The 13,810-nt window shown below is 56.2% G+C and carries 16 protein-coding genes, 2 tRNA genes and 2 pseudogenes; 12 read left to right on the top strand and 8 right to left on the bottom strand.

What is annotated here, in order from left to right; all coding sequences use genetic code 11:
- Position 1: 1 nt before the first annotated feature.
- Positions 2 to 637, bottom strand: a complete 636-nt coding sequence (locus tag AAEZ06_RS03195) for a LysE family translocator (protein ID WP_149414483.1) — start codon at positions 635 to 637, stop codon at positions 2 to 4.
- Positions 638 to 770: 133 nt separating this feature from the next.
- A complete protein-coding gene (locus AAEZ06_RS03190; RefSeq protein ID WP_149414484.1) occupies positions 771 to 962 on the bottom strand; it encodes a DUF2188 domain-containing protein in 192 nt (63 codons plus the stop codon).
- Between the two features lie 136 nt (positions 963 to 1,098).
- Between AAEZ06_RS03190 and AAEZ06_RS03185 the strand changes: the two genes are divergently transcribed.
- From AAEZ06_RS03185 to AAEZ06_RS03175, 4 genes and pseudogenes are all read left to right on the top strand, one after another.
- Positions 1,099 to 1,623, top strand: a complete 525-nt coding sequence (locus tag AAEZ06_RS03185) for a GNAT family N-acetyltransferase (RefSeq protein WP_350612797.1) — start codon at positions 1,099 to 1,101, stop codon at positions 1,621 to 1,623.
- A gap of 89 nt (positions 1,624 to 1,712) precedes the next feature.
- Positions 1,713 to 2,552, top strand: a complete 840-nt coding sequence (gene yghU, locus AAEZ06_RS03180) for a glutathione-dependent disulfide-bond oxidoreductase (protein WP_350612795.1) — start codon at positions 1,713 to 1,715, stop codon at positions 2,550 to 2,552.
- Positions 2,553 to 2,742: 190 nt separating this feature from the next.
- A pseudogene (locus AAEZ06_RS28510) lies at positions 2,743 to 3,001 on the top strand (S24 family peptidase); the annotation flags it as partial.
- Positions 3,002 to 3,010: 9 nt separating this feature from the next.
- Positions 3,011 to 3,247, top strand: coding sequence for a hypothetical protein (locus AAEZ06_RS03175; protein ID WP_131427900.1), 237 nt, complete (start codon positions 3,011 to 3,013; stop codon positions 3,245 to 3,247).
- A 94-nt stretch (positions 3,248 to 3,341) separates the two neighbouring features.
- Here the strand turns inward: AAEZ06_RS03175 and AAEZ06_RS03170 are convergent, their stop codons facing one another.
- Positions 3,342 to 3,488, bottom strand: a complete 147-nt coding sequence (locus tag AAEZ06_RS03170) for a hypothetical protein (RefSeq protein WP_178114530.1) — start codon at positions 3,486 to 3,488, stop codon at positions 3,342 to 3,344.
- Positions 3,489 to 3,872: 384 nt separating this feature from the next.
- Here AAEZ06_RS03170 and AAEZ06_RS03165 point away from each other — a divergent pair.
- The 4 genes and pseudogenes from AAEZ06_RS03165 to AAEZ06_RS03150 all read left to right on the top strand — a co-directional run.
- Positions 3,873 to 4,079 (top strand): annotated as a pseudogene (locus tag AAEZ06_RS03165) (integrase); the annotation flags it as partial.
- A gap of 236 nt (positions 4,080 to 4,315) precedes the next feature.
- Complete coding sequence (locus tag AAEZ06_RS03160; RefSeq protein ID WP_149414487.1) at positions 4,316 to 4,744, top strand: DUF2231 domain-containing protein; 429 nt, start codon at positions 4,316 to 4,318, stop codon at positions 4,742 to 4,744.
- Positions 4,741 to 6,033, top strand: coding sequence for a PQQ-dependent sugar dehydrogenase (locus AAEZ06_RS03155; protein ID WP_149414488.1), 1,293 nt, complete (start codon positions 4,741 to 4,743; stop codon positions 6,031 to 6,033). The genes AAEZ06_RS03160 and AAEZ06_RS03155 overlap by 4 nt, the downstream gene beginning before the upstream one ends.
- A 178-nt stretch (positions 6,034 to 6,211) precedes the next feature.
- The gene (locus tag AAEZ06_RS03150; RefSeq protein WP_350612792.1) at positions 6,212 to 6,475 is read left to right on the top strand and encodes a PA2433 domain-containing protein; all 264 of its coding nucleotides are present in this window, start codon (positions 6,212 to 6,214) and stop codon (positions 6,473 to 6,475) included.
- Between the two features lie 414 nt (positions 6,476 to 6,889).
- Here the strand turns inward: AAEZ06_RS03150 and AAEZ06_RS03145 are convergent.
- A tRNA-Leu gene (locus tag AAEZ06_RS03145) sits at positions 6,890 to 6,976 on the bottom strand.
- Between the two features lie 649 nt (positions 6,977 to 7,625).
- Positions 7,626 to 8,234: a LysE family translocator gene (locus tag AAEZ06_RS03140; RefSeq protein WP_149414490.1), complete on the bottom strand. Its 609-nt coding sequence runs from the start codon at positions 8,232 to 8,234 to the stop codon at positions 7,626 to 7,628.
- Between the two features lie 172 nt (positions 8,235 to 8,406).
- Here AAEZ06_RS03140 and AAEZ06_RS03135 point away from each other — a divergent pair, with 172 nt between their 5' ends.
- Positions 8,407 to 8,826, top strand: a complete 420-nt coding sequence (locus tag AAEZ06_RS03135; RefSeq protein ID WP_178114529.1) for an RDD family protein — start codon at positions 8,407 to 8,409, stop codon at positions 8,824 to 8,826.
- Between the two features lie 409 nt (positions 8,827 to 9,235).
- Here the strand turns inward: AAEZ06_RS03135 and AAEZ06_RS03130 are convergent, their stop codons facing one another.
- Positions 9,236 to 9,766: a hypothetical protein gene (locus AAEZ06_RS03130; RefSeq protein ID WP_149414492.1), complete on the bottom strand. Its 531-nt coding sequence runs from the start codon at positions 9,764 to 9,766 to the stop codon at positions 9,236 to 9,238.
- 56 nt (positions 9,767 to 9,822) lie between these two features.
- Between AAEZ06_RS03130 and AAEZ06_RS03125 the strand changes: the two genes are divergently transcribed.
- The 3 genes from AAEZ06_RS03125 to AAEZ06_RS03115 all read left to right on the top strand — a co-directional run bounded on the left by AAEZ06_RS03125 (position 9,823) and on the right by AAEZ06_RS03115 (position 11,307).
- On the top strand, positions 9,823 to 10,035 hold the full coding sequence (locus AAEZ06_RS03125) for a hypothetical protein (protein WP_149414493.1): 213 nt from the start codon (positions 9,823 to 9,825) through the stop codon (positions 10,033 to 10,035).
- A 247-nt stretch (positions 10,036 to 10,282) separates the two neighbouring features.
- Positions 10,283 to 10,714, top strand: coding sequence for a glycine zipper domain-containing protein (locus AAEZ06_RS03120; RefSeq protein ID WP_133102728.1), 432 nt, complete (start codon positions 10,283 to 10,285; stop codon positions 10,712 to 10,714).
- Positions 10,715 to 11,019: 305 nt separating this feature from the next.
- On the top strand, positions 11,020 to 11,307 hold the full coding sequence (locus AAEZ06_RS03115; RefSeq protein ID WP_350612789.1) for a site-specific integrase: 288 nt from the start codon (positions 11,020 to 11,022) through the stop codon (positions 11,305 to 11,307).
- 78 nt (positions 11,308 to 11,385) lie between these two features.
- On the opposite strand, the gene AAEZ06_RS03110 is transcribed toward AAEZ06_RS03115, so the two are convergent.
- A tRNA-Cys gene (locus tag AAEZ06_RS03110) sits at positions 11,386 to 11,459 on the bottom strand.
- Positions 11,460 to 11,700: 241 nt separating this feature from the next.
- The gene (gene ggt, locus AAEZ06_RS03105; RefSeq protein WP_149414495.1) at positions 11,701 to 13,425 is read right to left on the bottom strand and encodes a gamma-glutamyltransferase; all 1,725 of its coding nucleotides are present in this window, start codon (positions 13,423 to 13,425) and stop codon (positions 11,701 to 11,703) included.
- Positions 13,426 to 13,810: the final 385 nt, after the last annotated feature.

Raw genomic sequence — 13,810 nt, 5'->3', positions numbered from 1 at the left:
ATCATGGCGCAGGGGCACGACGATAGGCTGCCAGCAACACGCCCATCGTCATCAACAAGCCACCGGCGCCCCGATTGAAACGCTGCAAGTGCGCGGGCCGCAAGCGACTCAACAGGCGCGCCCCGCACACGGCATAAAACGTCATGGTGCTAACGTTCAGCACACACAGCACCAGCAATAGGCAGGCGTACTGCGGCAATTGGGGCTGAGCGCTGTCGACAAACTGCGGCAGGAAGGCCGACATGAACAACAGGGCCTTGGGATTGGAAATCGCCACCAGGAAACTGCGGGTGAAAATGATTGCCGAGTGAGCGCCCGGCTCATCGCCCTCGCCCACCACCGGCAACGCCGATTGCGGGGCGCGCAGCATCTGCCAGCCCAGCCAGATCAGATACGCCGACCCCATCCATTTCAGTGTTTGAAACAACCCTTCGCTGGCCGCCAGCAGCAACCCCAGCCCACACGCCACCGCCGTGACCAGCAGCGCATCGGCAAGCACCGCGCCCGCCATGCCCCAGATTGCCGCCTTCAAACCATGGCGCGACCCGTTCTGCAGCGCCAACAACACCGTCGGGCCAGGAATCGCGATAATTGCCGCGCTCATCATGACGAAGACAAACAACGTAGCCAGGGACATCGGGGTTTCCTATCAAAAAGGAGCTAACAGTGCGCGAATGATCCGCCAAAAATCTTCTCGTCGCCTAGTCCAGGATCAACTCGCACAAAAAAGCCCCGGGAGTGCCGAGGCTGATGATGGGTTTTACTGTGGTTTAATCGTTGCCTGACGCAGGCCTTGGACGCGCCTTGTACCCCGGCAGCGCCGCCGCATAAGCCAGCGCCTGCTCGCGGGAGCCAAAGGACGCCAAACGGTCATCCCTGGTACACACCCGCCAGGGGCCACTATTGACCCGGACGATTTCATAGCCGTTAAGATGCATCTTGTTCAGCATTGGAGCGCTCATAGTCACCTCCCTCAATCCGAGATAATCCAGGCGTTGCCTGAACGACCATACACCTGGGTGAGGTGATGCAACCTACCGAACGTCGCACCGGTTAACTTTTCTTAACGTCGCGCAGCTCACTCATGGAGATAGCAAGATGATCTGGATTAAAGAAGCGACTATCAACGATATTCCCCTACTGCGCGATATCGGCATCCAGACCTATACAGAGCACTTCTCGACGATCTGGAGTCCGGCGGGCATGCAGGCGTTTCTGGACAAAGACTTCGCCATTCAGGCCCTGCGACAAACCCTTGAGTCACCTGACCGGCATGGCTGGTTTCTGGCCTTCGACGAACACGACAGCGCCGTAGGTTTTGCCAAAGTGAACTGGGCCAAAACGATGCCTGGCAGCGACAAGATCGGCGCCGAACTGCAAAAAATCTACTTTGCTCAATCCCAGGCCGGCAAGGGCTACGGCAAGCACCTTCTGCAGTTCATTTGGCAGCTTGCGCAAAACCGTCAAGAGCGACTGCTGTGGCTTGAAGTGCTCAAGACCAATATCAGCGCCCAGCGTCTCTATGAGCGCCGGGGCTTTGAAGCCCAGGCAGAGATACCTTTCAGTACCGACCTCGCCGCGATCCCGACGGTGCTCATGGCTTGCAGCCTCGCCCAAGCCTGAGCTGCCATCACTGGCGAATACAATCACGCCATCATCGGCGGCGCGCAGAGCGTTGTGATCACAGCGCCTGAACCAGGAGATTTCACCCTATGAACAAAACATCTTACGTGCCCCCCAAGGTCTGGCAGCACGCCGTGCCGTCGGGAGGCCAGTTTGCCAACATCAATCGGCCAACAGCGGGAGCAACCCACGAAAAAGCACTGCCCATCGGCAAGCACCCGTTGCAGCTCTATTCCTTGGGCACACCCAATGGCGCGAAGGTAACGATATTGCTTGAGGAGTTGCTGTTATTGGGGCATCTCGACGCCGAGTACGACGCGTGGCTCATACGCATCAACGAAGGGGACCAGTTTTCCAGTGGCTTCGTCGAGATCAACCCCAACTCGAAAATCCCGGCGCTGCTGGACCGTAGCGTGGAACCCGCGATTCGGGTGTTTGAATCCGGCTCAATCCTGCTTTACCTGGCGGAAAAATTCGGCCAATTCCTGCCCGCTGATCCAGCCGGGCGCACGCAAACGCTGAACTGGCTTTTCTGGCAAATGGGCTCAGCGCCCTACCTGGGCGGCGGGTTCGGGCATTTCTATGCCTACGCACCGGAGAAGCTCGAATACCCGATCAATCGGTTCACCATGGAGACGAAACGCCAGCTGGATGTTCTCGACCAGCGTCTCAGCGAGAGTCCATACATTGCCGGCGACAGCTACACCATCGCCGACATAGCAATCTGGCCTTGGTACGGCCTGCTGGTACGGGGCGACCTGTATGGGGCCGGCGAATTTCTTTGCGTGGATCAATACACCCATGTGCAACGCTGGGCCGAGGAGATCGCCAATCGACCGGCCGTCATCCGTGGACAGCGAGTCAACCGGACCTGGGGCGAAGAAACGAGCCAGGTAGCGGAACGGCATCAAGCCAGCGATCTGGATTGAACGACGGTTAATCACTGATGCCGCAGCGTTTGAACACCCTGCATCAATGCGGGTGAAGCACTGCGGCGGGCATATTCATAGGAGCGATCTGCGTGGTTCTTCATACAGAAATATCACCTATGGCATTTTTAAAAGTAAATGCCATTGGCACTTGTAGCTGTATTACCTATGGGAATACGATTCGACGCCGCCAGCCGACTATGTCGAGGTGATCAGAGGCATAACTGTCCACCTTGATTGTCTGAAAATGCAGGGGCTGTCGTACTTAAAAATTGAGAACATCGCGATCATTGTTGGTGATGGCGACTGCATGAGCGCATGACCGGCGGCTCATTGCGAATGATCTCAGACAACCCGTATACCCAGCGATCTTGATCGAAGGCGATCTGCTTGAGCGGGTGCATATCCAAGCTCGAGTATTGCTGGTCTGGAACACTCGAAAACTGTAGGAGTCCCCTATGCCCCTCACCAAAAAAAACCAAGACCTGCGCCGCGAACTCAAAGAGATAGGATTTAGCCTTGAGCAAGCTGCAAGCGAAGTGCTCAACCTCACCAAGGGTTGCGAGGGGGATGAGGTAATAGCCGCCCTGAAGCTGATTGCGAAACTCTACGAGGATGCAGATCGGCTTGCGACGTTTGCGGATGAGGTCAAGGTCGGGCGTATAACAAGGACCAAGGTTGAGTTGCCTGACTGAGTGGTGAGGCATGGAGCACGCCGCCTGGCACTCGCAGGCCGTTCTGCCGCGCCTGTAGTTTGCGCAGAAGCTGAAGGCGAGATCAGAGCAGGCATTAACCCGCCCTGAAGGGCAAGCCAGAAGGGTCAGTTGTCTCTATCGTCACGATCCCGGCCGCGATTGCGATTGCGATCATCGCGCTGATCATTGTCACGACGATCGTATCCACGGTCATTCCCGCGATCATCATGCCCTCGGTCATATCCACGATCCTGATTATGGCCTCGATCGTACCTTTCTCCTCCGTCACGGTGATGCCCGCAGCCGCCAAGCAGGATAAAGCTTGATACCGCCAAGAAAATCATTACTGCACGCTTCATTTGTCATCCTTAAAGCAAGGGTCACAGCCAATACAATGGTTGTCACTGCCCGAGAATTTGATTCGGAGAGCGTTCACCCTAAGTAAGACCATGAATCGGCTCAATGATTCGTATGTGAAATACAGCAAGCCAAAAGGCTAAAAAGCCAAATCCAAAGCCAGAATGAAGACCGTCCCCTTCCCCAGCATCTATCCGCCAACACTCACCCCGCGCCCGTCGCGCAATCAGCGGGAGGCATGAGTATTGACGAATACAGATGAACCACAAGGACAGATGCTGCGAGGGAAGCTGCCGGCGTAAAAAAGGCAGATTTTCAGATGCGGGACCTGCGCGCAAAGGCTGGTACCGATAAGGCGGAATCAAGCGGAGATATTCTGCAAGCCAGAGATCAGCTTGGGCACACAACCGTTGTGATGACCCCCCGGTGTCAGGGCATGGCAAACCCTTCCAGAACACGACCTAATCCATCTTGATCAAGGGGCGCTCGCGGCGGGGCTGCTGACGTTTACCGGCATATTCGGCATCAGCAAAGGGCATCTGCTTCATCGGACCTCAGCCGCCGCGTTAGTATCGGACAGGTACTTCTCCAGACTTGGAAGTCTTCTTCATGGCATCCCTAGCCTCACAATCCTTTAAGCGCAAGTCTGATGGCTCTTTGCATCCGCGCTGATGCTACAGTGTAAGGTCGCCGACCCATAAGGAGCCTGCCGTGACCGTTACCACTCCCTCCGCCTATCGATGTACGCCAACCCCTCTACATGCAATTTTTCTTGCTGGGGCTATCCCTCTATTCCTCGGAGCCTTGCTGAGTGACATCGCCTATTTCGAGACCTTCCAGATTCAGTGGAGCAATTTCGCGGCCTGGCTAATCGCTGGGGGCTTGGTGTTCTTTGGGTTTGCTCTACTGTTCGCACTGGCCAATCTGTTCCAGGCCAAGCACAAGAGTGGCCGGCCTTTGGTGTATTTTCTTCTGTTGTTAGTGAGCTGGGTGCTAGGCCTAATAAATGCTTTTGAGCATGCCAAAGATGCCTTTGCAGTCATGCCCACAGGCTTGGTTCTTTCAGTCATTGTCACCTTGCTCGCTATCGTTGCAGCCTGGGTAGGTCTTACCAATCTGCGTTCAGGAGATGTGAAGTGAAGTATTCCAGCGCATTGACGACCATTAGCCTGGCATTGCTGTTGAGTGCCTGCGACAGCGAAAGAAACGGCGATCTATCTCTCGGCCCCAATCCTAAACTGCCGGAACAGCATCGCGGTCTCGTGCCCACGATGAAGATTGCCGAGCCTGCGGAATGGGGTGATCGAAAGCCAACTGTGCCGCAGGGCTTCAGCATCACGGCGATTGCCACCGATCTGGGGATTCCGCGTCAGACCCTAGTACTACCCAATGGCGACATTCTCGTCGCAGAAGGGCGTGGTGGCAGCGCCGCCAAGCTCAAACCCAAAGATGTGATCGCCGGTTACATCAAGGCGCAGGGCAACACCAAGGTCAAAGGTGGCAACCGCCTAACGTTGCTGCGTGATGCCAACGGTGATGGCATCTACGAGCTGCAGACGGTGTTTGCCGAAAACCTTAACGCGCCTTACGGCCTGGCCTACGCGGATGGCAATTTGTACGTGGCCAACCAGGATGCAATCGTGCGCTTCGCGTACGAAAACGGCCAAACCAAGGCCAGCGCCGCACCGGTAAAAATCCTCGATTTGCCTTCGCAGATAAACCACCACTGGACCAAGGCCCTGGCCATCAGCCCCGATGGTCGTCAGCTGTATGTTGCCATCGGTTCCAACAGCAATATCACCGAGCGCGGCATGGACGCTGAGGTTGATCGGGCTCAGGTGTGGCAGGTCGATGCCCGGACAGGCGCCCACAAGCCGTACGCAACCGGCCTGCGGAATCCGACAGCGTTGACGATTCAGCCTGATTCCGGGCAGTTGTGGGCGGTAGTCAACGAGCGCGACGAGCTGGGGCCAGACCTGGTGCCAGACTACCTGACCTCGGTTCGCGAAGGCGGGTTCTACGGCTGGCCCTATAGCTATTGGGGGCAAAACGTCGACTCGCGCGCGCAGCCGCAGAAACCGGAGAAAGTGGCCGCTGCAATCAAGCCGGATTACAGCCTGGGCGCGCACGTAGCGGCGCTTGGCGTCGACTTCTCCGTCCCGGCCATGGGAGCGAAGTTTGCCGAGGGCGTCTTCGTGGGTGAGCACGGTAGCTGGAACCGCCCTGATCCGGTGGGCTACAAGGTGATCTTCGTGCCGTTCAGCAACGGGCGTCCGGCCGGTGAGGCGATCGACTTCGCAACCGGCTTCCGTGGCGAAGACGGCAAAACCCGCGGCCGGCCGGTCGGTGTAACCGTCGACCCACGCGGCGCCCTTATCATCGCGGACGACCTCGCAAACACGGTGTGGCGGGTAACGCGTAATCAGTGAGGCAAAAGGCACGGGCGGGCAATCCGCTCCGTGCTTGGACCTGACAACGAAAACAGCTATCCCTAACTCCCCGGGGTCCTGCCGACCGCCAATTAAAATGGCGCCCCGTCAACGATGGTCTAGGCTGATATTGAAAATTGTTAAGCGTGTATTTTAGTTCCTTTAGGAGAATCGCCCAATGAGAAAAGTACTCGTATTCGCCTGCACAGCGTTGATAGCAGGATCCGCTGTCTCAGCCGAAAGCATGAATCTTTGCGATGCAAACTTGCAAAAACTTCGCGACCTCAAAGCATCCATATCCGTTATGCCTCAACCGTTGCTCGGGGAAGTACAGAGTTTACGAATGGATGCCCAAGACGCCAAGGACGATAGCGATCAAGCAAAATGTATTGCATTGACAACGAAGGCTTTGCAGAGGCTCAGGACTGCGAAGAAAACTTGAGCGGCCATCGTAGTAGCAGTTAGCAAGGCTCCAGACCTGCTGGCGCCGAATATAGAAGCCCCGAAGTCGCGAACCTTCGGGGCTTTGCTTTTTGGCTTTCCGGGTACAGGCAACCCAGACCAAAGAATAGGTAGCAAGCTATCTAATATTTCATTACATTCGCTCGCGCACATTAAGTGCTCCTTTGATTCGCCTTTACGACCGCTGCATAACCTCCCCAGAGCTGCGGCGGTCGCTTTTTCTCATCGATCCCCTCCCTCCCCAAAAAACATCTGACTGACAGATCGGAGAGCTAGCAGTGATGCCCGGCTGACAAAGCCACGAAATCGCCATGAAGCGAGGTCGAAAAAGCCCCGCTAGGCCAGAGCCTGCGGGGCTTTTTGAGAAGGATTGAGAACCCTTGAGAATCGAAAATGGTGCCCGAACCCGGAATCGAACCGGGACGCCTTTACAGGCGGGGGATTTTAAGTCCCATGCGTCTACCAGTTTCGCCATTCGGGCGGTAGCGCGGTGAAGCGACTCAAGAAGCTCTGAACTATCAAAGTGGCACTTGAGCCCTGCAGCAGGCTAGGGAATATATAGATCCAGCCCCCTTGACGCAAGTTCTGGCGCTGTCTTTTTCAGACCACTCGAATGGGCTATCGCAGAAAAAAAGCTCAACAGATCAGTGATCTACCTCTTCTCCGTGATCCGGTGGAGCAGATCGCACAGCACCTTTGTGTCTAGGCCGAGGGCCATGCCGGCTGCCGAAAATGACAGCCCTGGGCATTCATCTCGATACCGCCCTCTGATACGCTTTTTTCTTCATCATCTGCATCTGTACCGAAACGCGCCCTACGCCCACAATGGGTCGCTCCCGACACGCCCGTGGAGCCCGGCAGGAATCGTCCTGCCGCCCCTTCTTTTCGGAGGCCTCATGGCTAAGATGGCATTTTTTCTATTGGGTTTTTTAGCGTTGACCGTCGGCATTGGCCTACTCGCCACCATTTCACCAATCTGAATCCACAGCCTTCAATCGTCAGTGGAAACGCTGACAGACTCCATGCGTCGATGTCCGTGGTCTTCTGCGTCTACTTGTCCATGACCTGTTTGACCGCATCGCGGCCCAACAACAAGTAGTTCGAAATTTTATATTCCGGTCTCTAACTTTTTAACCCGCAAAAAACATCGGATACAAAGAAAGCACCAACAATCCTGCCATCGAAAAGTTGAACACCCTTAACCAGCGCGGGTTGCGTAACACGTTGCGCAACCCACTGCCGCACCCGGCCCAAACGCAGACACTGGGCAGGTTGACCACGGCAAATACAAGAGCGATGACCAAGACGTTAGTGACGTAGCCTTCAGCGGGCGTATAGGTGGTGATTGCACCCAACGCCATGACCCAGGCCTTGGGATTGACCCACTGGAACACCGCCGCACCGAGAAACGTCATGGGTTTACGGCCGTTATCGGTGTCATCGGATAGCGGGCTGGAAGTCGCAATTTTCCAGGCCAGGTACAGCAAGTACGCAGCCCCTACATAGCGCAACAGCCTGTAAGCCCAGGGCAGCGCCTTGAACACCTCGCCAAGCCCCAACCCGACCGATATCACCAACACCATAAACCCGATACTGATCCCCAGCGCATGGGGGATCGAGCGGCGGAAGCCAAAGTTCACCCCGGATGCCAGCAGCATGGTGTTATTGGGGCCCGGCGTAATCGAAGACACAAAGGCGAACAGCGCGAATGCCGAGAGCAGGCTTGAGGACATGAGCATGAGAACGTGACCCGGACAAATTATTGTAGCCATGACAGTAGTGTGTTCCACGGATGTGCGCCCCATACAGCTGGTGCGAGATAGAGAGATACACTTGCGCGTTTTGTACGCGGCTTGCCTTCACTGCACGGTATGCTTGCCAACCGACAAGCCAAAACGCACGGAGCGACAAATGGAGGTCTCCAGAACTTCTTTACTGGTATGGCGTATCGGCGCTTACGTTATCGACTATGGTGCAATCGTCCTGATAGGACTGTGGCTTTACACCCAGGACAATCTGCCCTTCGTCGGCTTCGAGCTAATTTTTGTCTATGTATTCCTCTACCCGTTATGTGAATGGGCCTTTCAGGGCCGGACACCGGGAAAATACGTCTTTGGGCTGATAGTCATCAACGGTGCAGGCGGTCCACCTACTTTTGTTCAGGCATTCATCAGAGGCATCGCTCGGCACATAGAGGCCCCTCTGGGAATCATCACAGTCTTCATTTACGCCCAGTCTGCACGATGCCAGCGGGTTGGAGACATGCTTGCGAAGACTTATGTGATCCCGGCCAAAGACTTGGCAGAACTGCGCACGAGAATGCAAAGCTAAGCTAATCAGCGAGAAGGCCGGCACAGTCTTTGCGCCGCCCGATTTGCTCGCCATCTTCCTGCACCATCGACACGAAGCGCCAGCCAGCCAAATCGCAGGTAATAAAAAACCCCGTAGATCATTGATCTACGGAGCTTTAAGAGTGGAGGCCGAGGTCGGTATCGAACCGGCGTAGGCAGATTTGCAATTCACCAACAAAACAAGCTATTTCAATAGGTCATCACCACTACCGCTCCGCAACTAGCTAACTTTAATGAGCGTACAGCCCAAGCGGGCCGTGGGAGCTCTTGATTGCGGAACTGTTTTTACCCCTCCCTCGGCGTCCATGCCGACCGAACACAACCCATCCCAATGCACGGCACCTTCCACATCGTTCAAGCCTAATCGCACATCGCCTTTCGGGACTCAGTTACTTAACGCTGACTTGGCCCCGTGCGTACATTGAGGTCGAGCCGTGGTCGGGGATCGTGCAGGTAATCACGCCGGGTGGGCCAGGCTTCTTGTGTTTGTCCAGGGTGATCACGTTGGCCAGGTGGAAATACTGCTTGTCATCCAGATTTTTGGCCGACGCAGCATAGTAGAGCAGTCGGCCCAGGACTTCGGTGAAGGCCGCGTAGCAGTGCTCCTCCTCACTCAGTTCGGCGGGGTAGGTTTTGCTTTCCATCTGAATCACCACTGGTTCCTCGGGCGTTGACTGAGGGTCGGCTTCTACGCGGTCCATCGCATAGCTGATTTTCGGCTTGCGATCGTTGTAGCTGTAGCGCAGGAACTTCCAATCCTTCATCGCGTAGGCCAGGCCCTTTTCCGGATCCAGATAGAGTGTGACGTCATAGGTGTTCACGACGCGCTTGCCAATCAGCTCCGATGCCGCTTGGGCGGTTTGCAGGACGGCGCTCAGAGTGATTGCGACCAGGGTCCAAGTAAGGGTGGCGGTTTTCATTCCTGGATTTCCGTTCCTTGGCGGTGGGTAGTGGCTCAATAGTGGCGGATACTTTCATGAGTCTACTGGGTGGTCAACTGCGTAAAGCCAGAGAGGACATACTCGGTCTGGTGCAGATGTACGGCGAAGCTTTCGCGCAGCGTGACGAAACGATGAAAAGTCTACGTGAGAGATCCGGCGCGCTGTCAGTGATGTATATAGCGGTGCGCGATCTTCAAGTGATATCCGCGCAAAGGACAGGATCATTGAGGACCTTCGCCGCCAATTGACTCCTTGTTTCTGCCCTCCTCGATCTGAATCCGTAGCCCGCCGAACCTGAGCGGGCCCTTCTTCCTTCGGCGCGATTCGCCATGAGTAAAAACGCCGAATTAGGGCGACTCATGTAAAATAGCTTGTTACAACTAGTCATCCGACATCAGTTGCCACCACAGAACTTTAATAATCACGCTTGATCTAAATTACTGGGCGTAGTTTCACCCGTGAATGCCCCGTTAACGACCTGTTGAGGTTCATGAAATGAGAATGACACTGCCCGCCCTTGCCTTGGGTATCTTGATTACGCAGGGAGCAATGGCTGCTGGAGATGGAACCGCCGCTCTCGGAGGTGGTGTTGGTGGCGCGCTGGGCAACATTGTTGGTCAACAGTTAGGCGGGTCCACTGGTGCTGCCGTGGGGGCTGGCGTAGGCGGTGCTGCTGGTAGCGCGGTTGGAGCGCCAAGAGGCAACAAAACTGAAGCAGCGATCGGTGGCGGGATCGGGTCAGCTGGCGGCTCACTCATCGGGAATCGTCTCGGAGGCACTACGGGATCTACTATAGGCGCCGGTCTTGGCGGCGCGGCTGGCGGTGCAGTAGGTAATAACCTTGCCGACGACGACAGCAAGCACCGGTCTGGTGGCAAGAACTACAATGGCAAAAACAAGCACAAACACAAGAACAAGCACCGCTGATGAACTGAGCACCATTGAAAGAGAGAGCCCGGCCCAGCGCCGGGCTTTTTGTATCCGCCCTTCCCGATCTGAATCCGTAGCTCGTCACTGAGCGGGCTTTTTGTTGCTCATCAGAAAGGCGCAGGCTCTGCCTCTTCCTCAAAATCAGCGACTCCTATGGGCGAGTCCTCGCCTGCCTGGGCCTTCCACCTAACGGTGACCGCACCGTCGTCATCGAGCGTGATGTCGAGGTCATCCGTTTCGGACATGGGGTTGATGCGTCCGCACTCAGTGCCTTCCTTGACGCGCTGCTGGAGCGCAAGGCGATGGCGGGAATCAAAAGCTCGAGCCTGATCACTAATCAGGCTGGACTGAAAATGAGCTATCCGATGCTGCGCAATCGCTGGGATGAAGCCAGGGAGAAAGCGGCGGCGAAGGCTGCGAATGAAGGCCACACAACTCTCTCGGCAACCATCAGGCAATTCCAGTTCCGCGATATACGACCGAAGGCTGCCAGCGAAATTGATGATAGTCGCCTGCTGGGCCACTCGACTCAGGAGATGACGAAGAAGGTTTATCGCCGTGTCGGCGAGATTGTAAAGCCGACAAAGTGACGGTTAGTTGCGGAACACCTCCCAAATCGCAGGTAATAAAAAACCCCGTAGATCATTGATCTACGGGGTTTCTAAGAGTGGAGGCCGAGGTCGGAATCGAACCGGCGTAGGTGGATTTGCAATCCACTGCATAACCATTTTGCTACTCGGCCTCAAACGATCAATGCCAAAACCGCTGGCACTCACCGCATACAAACTTGAGTGGGCTATGTGAAGCTTGCCTCTACTCTATATCATTGAAAACATTGACGTTTTTTATTCGTCAGTGCATTCGATGGGCGCAATTATGTACTCATTTGCTGGGGCTTGCAACCCCTTGATTTCAAAAAATATTCTTGTTCCGGGCAAAGTGTAGCCGCTGTGGAGCGAGCTTACCCGCTCCACAAGAAGGCCTTAATAACCCAGGGACAGCCCGGTGTTACGCCGTGGGTCATTAGCCCCGTAGAAGCGGTTTTTGCCCACCGGCTTGCCACCCAGGGACGGTGCGCCCACCAAGATCGCCGCCAAATGGTTGGCATCCTGAGGGCCGGCAAACTTGTGGCCCCAGCTTTCGAGAATCTTCTGGGTGTCGGGGCTCAAGGCGAACGTCTCGATGTTGGTTTCCTCGGGCAACCACTGCTGGTGGAAGCGCGGTGCATCGACGGCTTCCTGGATGTTCATCTTGTAGTCGATGACGTTGAGGATGGTCAGTAACGTTGCAGTGATGATGCGACTGCCACCGGGGGTGCCGACCACCATGACGGCCTTGCCATCCTTGGTGACGATGGTCGGGCTCATGGACGACAACGGCGTCTTGCCCGGCGCGATGGCATTGGCTTCGCCCTGGACCAGGCCGTACATGTTCGGCACCCCTATCTTGGAGGTGAAGTCGTCCATTTCGTCGTTGAGGATCACCCCGGTCTTGCTGGCCATGACGCCGGCGCCGAACCAGTCGTTGAGGGTGTAGGTCACCGACACTGCGTTACCCCACTGGTCGACGATGGAGTAGTGCGTGGTGTTGTTGCCTTCATGGGGAGAAACCCCAGGCTTGATGTCTTGGGAGATGCCGGCCTTTTGCGGGTCGATGGCGGCACGCAGTTTGGCAGCGTAGTTTTTGTCCAGCAGATGGGCGACAGGGTTTTCGACGAAGTCCGGGTCGCCCAGGTAGCTGTTGCGGTCGACGTAGGCGTGACGCATCGCTTCGATCTGGTAATGCAGACCCTGGGCCGAGTGGTAGCCCAGCTCCGCCATCGGATAGCCTTCGAGAATGTTCATGATCTCGCAGATCACCACGCCACCGGAGCTCGGAGGCGGTGCCGAGACCACGTGATAACCACGGTAGTCACACTCGATGGGCGCCAGTTCGCGGGTCTTGTACTTGTCCAGATCGGCTTGGGTGATAATGCCTTTGCCGGATTGGCTGGAATCGACAAGCGCCTTGGCCACCCAGCCTTTGTAGAAGCCGTCGGCGCCGTTGGCGGAGATTTCCCGCAGGGTTTTCGCCAGGTCTTTTTGCACCAGTTTCTGGCCAACCTGCATTGGCTCGCCGCCGTGCAGGAAGATCCCGCGCATGTCCTGGTCTTTCTTGAACTCATCGGTGGCCGTGTGCAGCAGGTCGATATCACCCTGCTCCAGGGCAAAGCCGTTTTCCGCCAGGGTGATGGCCGGAGCAATGACCTGGGCGCGCTTCATCGTGCCGTACTTGCTTAGTGCCAACTCCATGCCTGACACGGTGCCAGGCACACCGACCGCCAGGTGGCCCTTGGAACTCAGGTTGGGGACAACGTTACCGTCTTTATCCAGGTACATATCCGCCGTGGCCGCCAGCGGCGCTTTTTCGCGGAAGTCGAGGAAGGTCTTGCGCCCGTCCGCCAGTTGCACGGTCATGAAACCGCCACCGCCCAGGTTACCGGCCGCCGGGTAGACCACCGCCAGCGCGTAACCCACGGCGACCGCTGCATCCACTGCGTTGCCACCGTCCTTTAGTACGTCGACGCCGACGTGGGTGGCCAGGTGCTGGGCCGTGACCACCATGCCATTTTCGCCGCCCACCGGGGCCTGGGACGCCGCGTGTACACCGCTGAACGTCAGGACCAGGGAAGTCGCTATCAATACTCGGGTAAAGGGTTGGTATTTCATCCATGGATACTCTATTTATTGGAAGCCATCAAAGTAGTCTCTTTCGAATCCAACCCCCAGTGCCATGGCGTTTTTATGACAGAGCCTGTCGGTGACGGAATAATGCCCATGCTATATTCCGGGCCTTCACGCCGAGCAGCAGACGCCATTGATGGTGAGCAAGAAGACCGGCATCCGTACCCAGCAAGCCGATCAGGCTCGTGCTCTAATTCCAGAACGTGGCAGGCCTTCCGGGGTTACTTCGCGACCCAACGGGAGCAAGCTCCCTCGCCACAAATGACTGCCAAATACCTGCAGCATCTCAGTCTTCTGACACTGCCTTTGGACGTCGCGTCTACAGCACCCCGAAGTGCTGAAAAAAGCGGTGTTATAAAAACCATAAGTC

The sequence above is a fragment of the Pseudomonas sp. HY7a-MNA-CIBAN-0227 genome (assembly GCF_040310325.1).
In the GTDB taxonomy this organism is placed as follows: Bacteria; Pseudomonadota; Gammaproteobacteria; order Pseudomonadales; family Pseudomonadaceae; genus Aquipseudomonas.
This window is presented reverse-complemented; position numbering and strand designations above follow the sequence as displayed.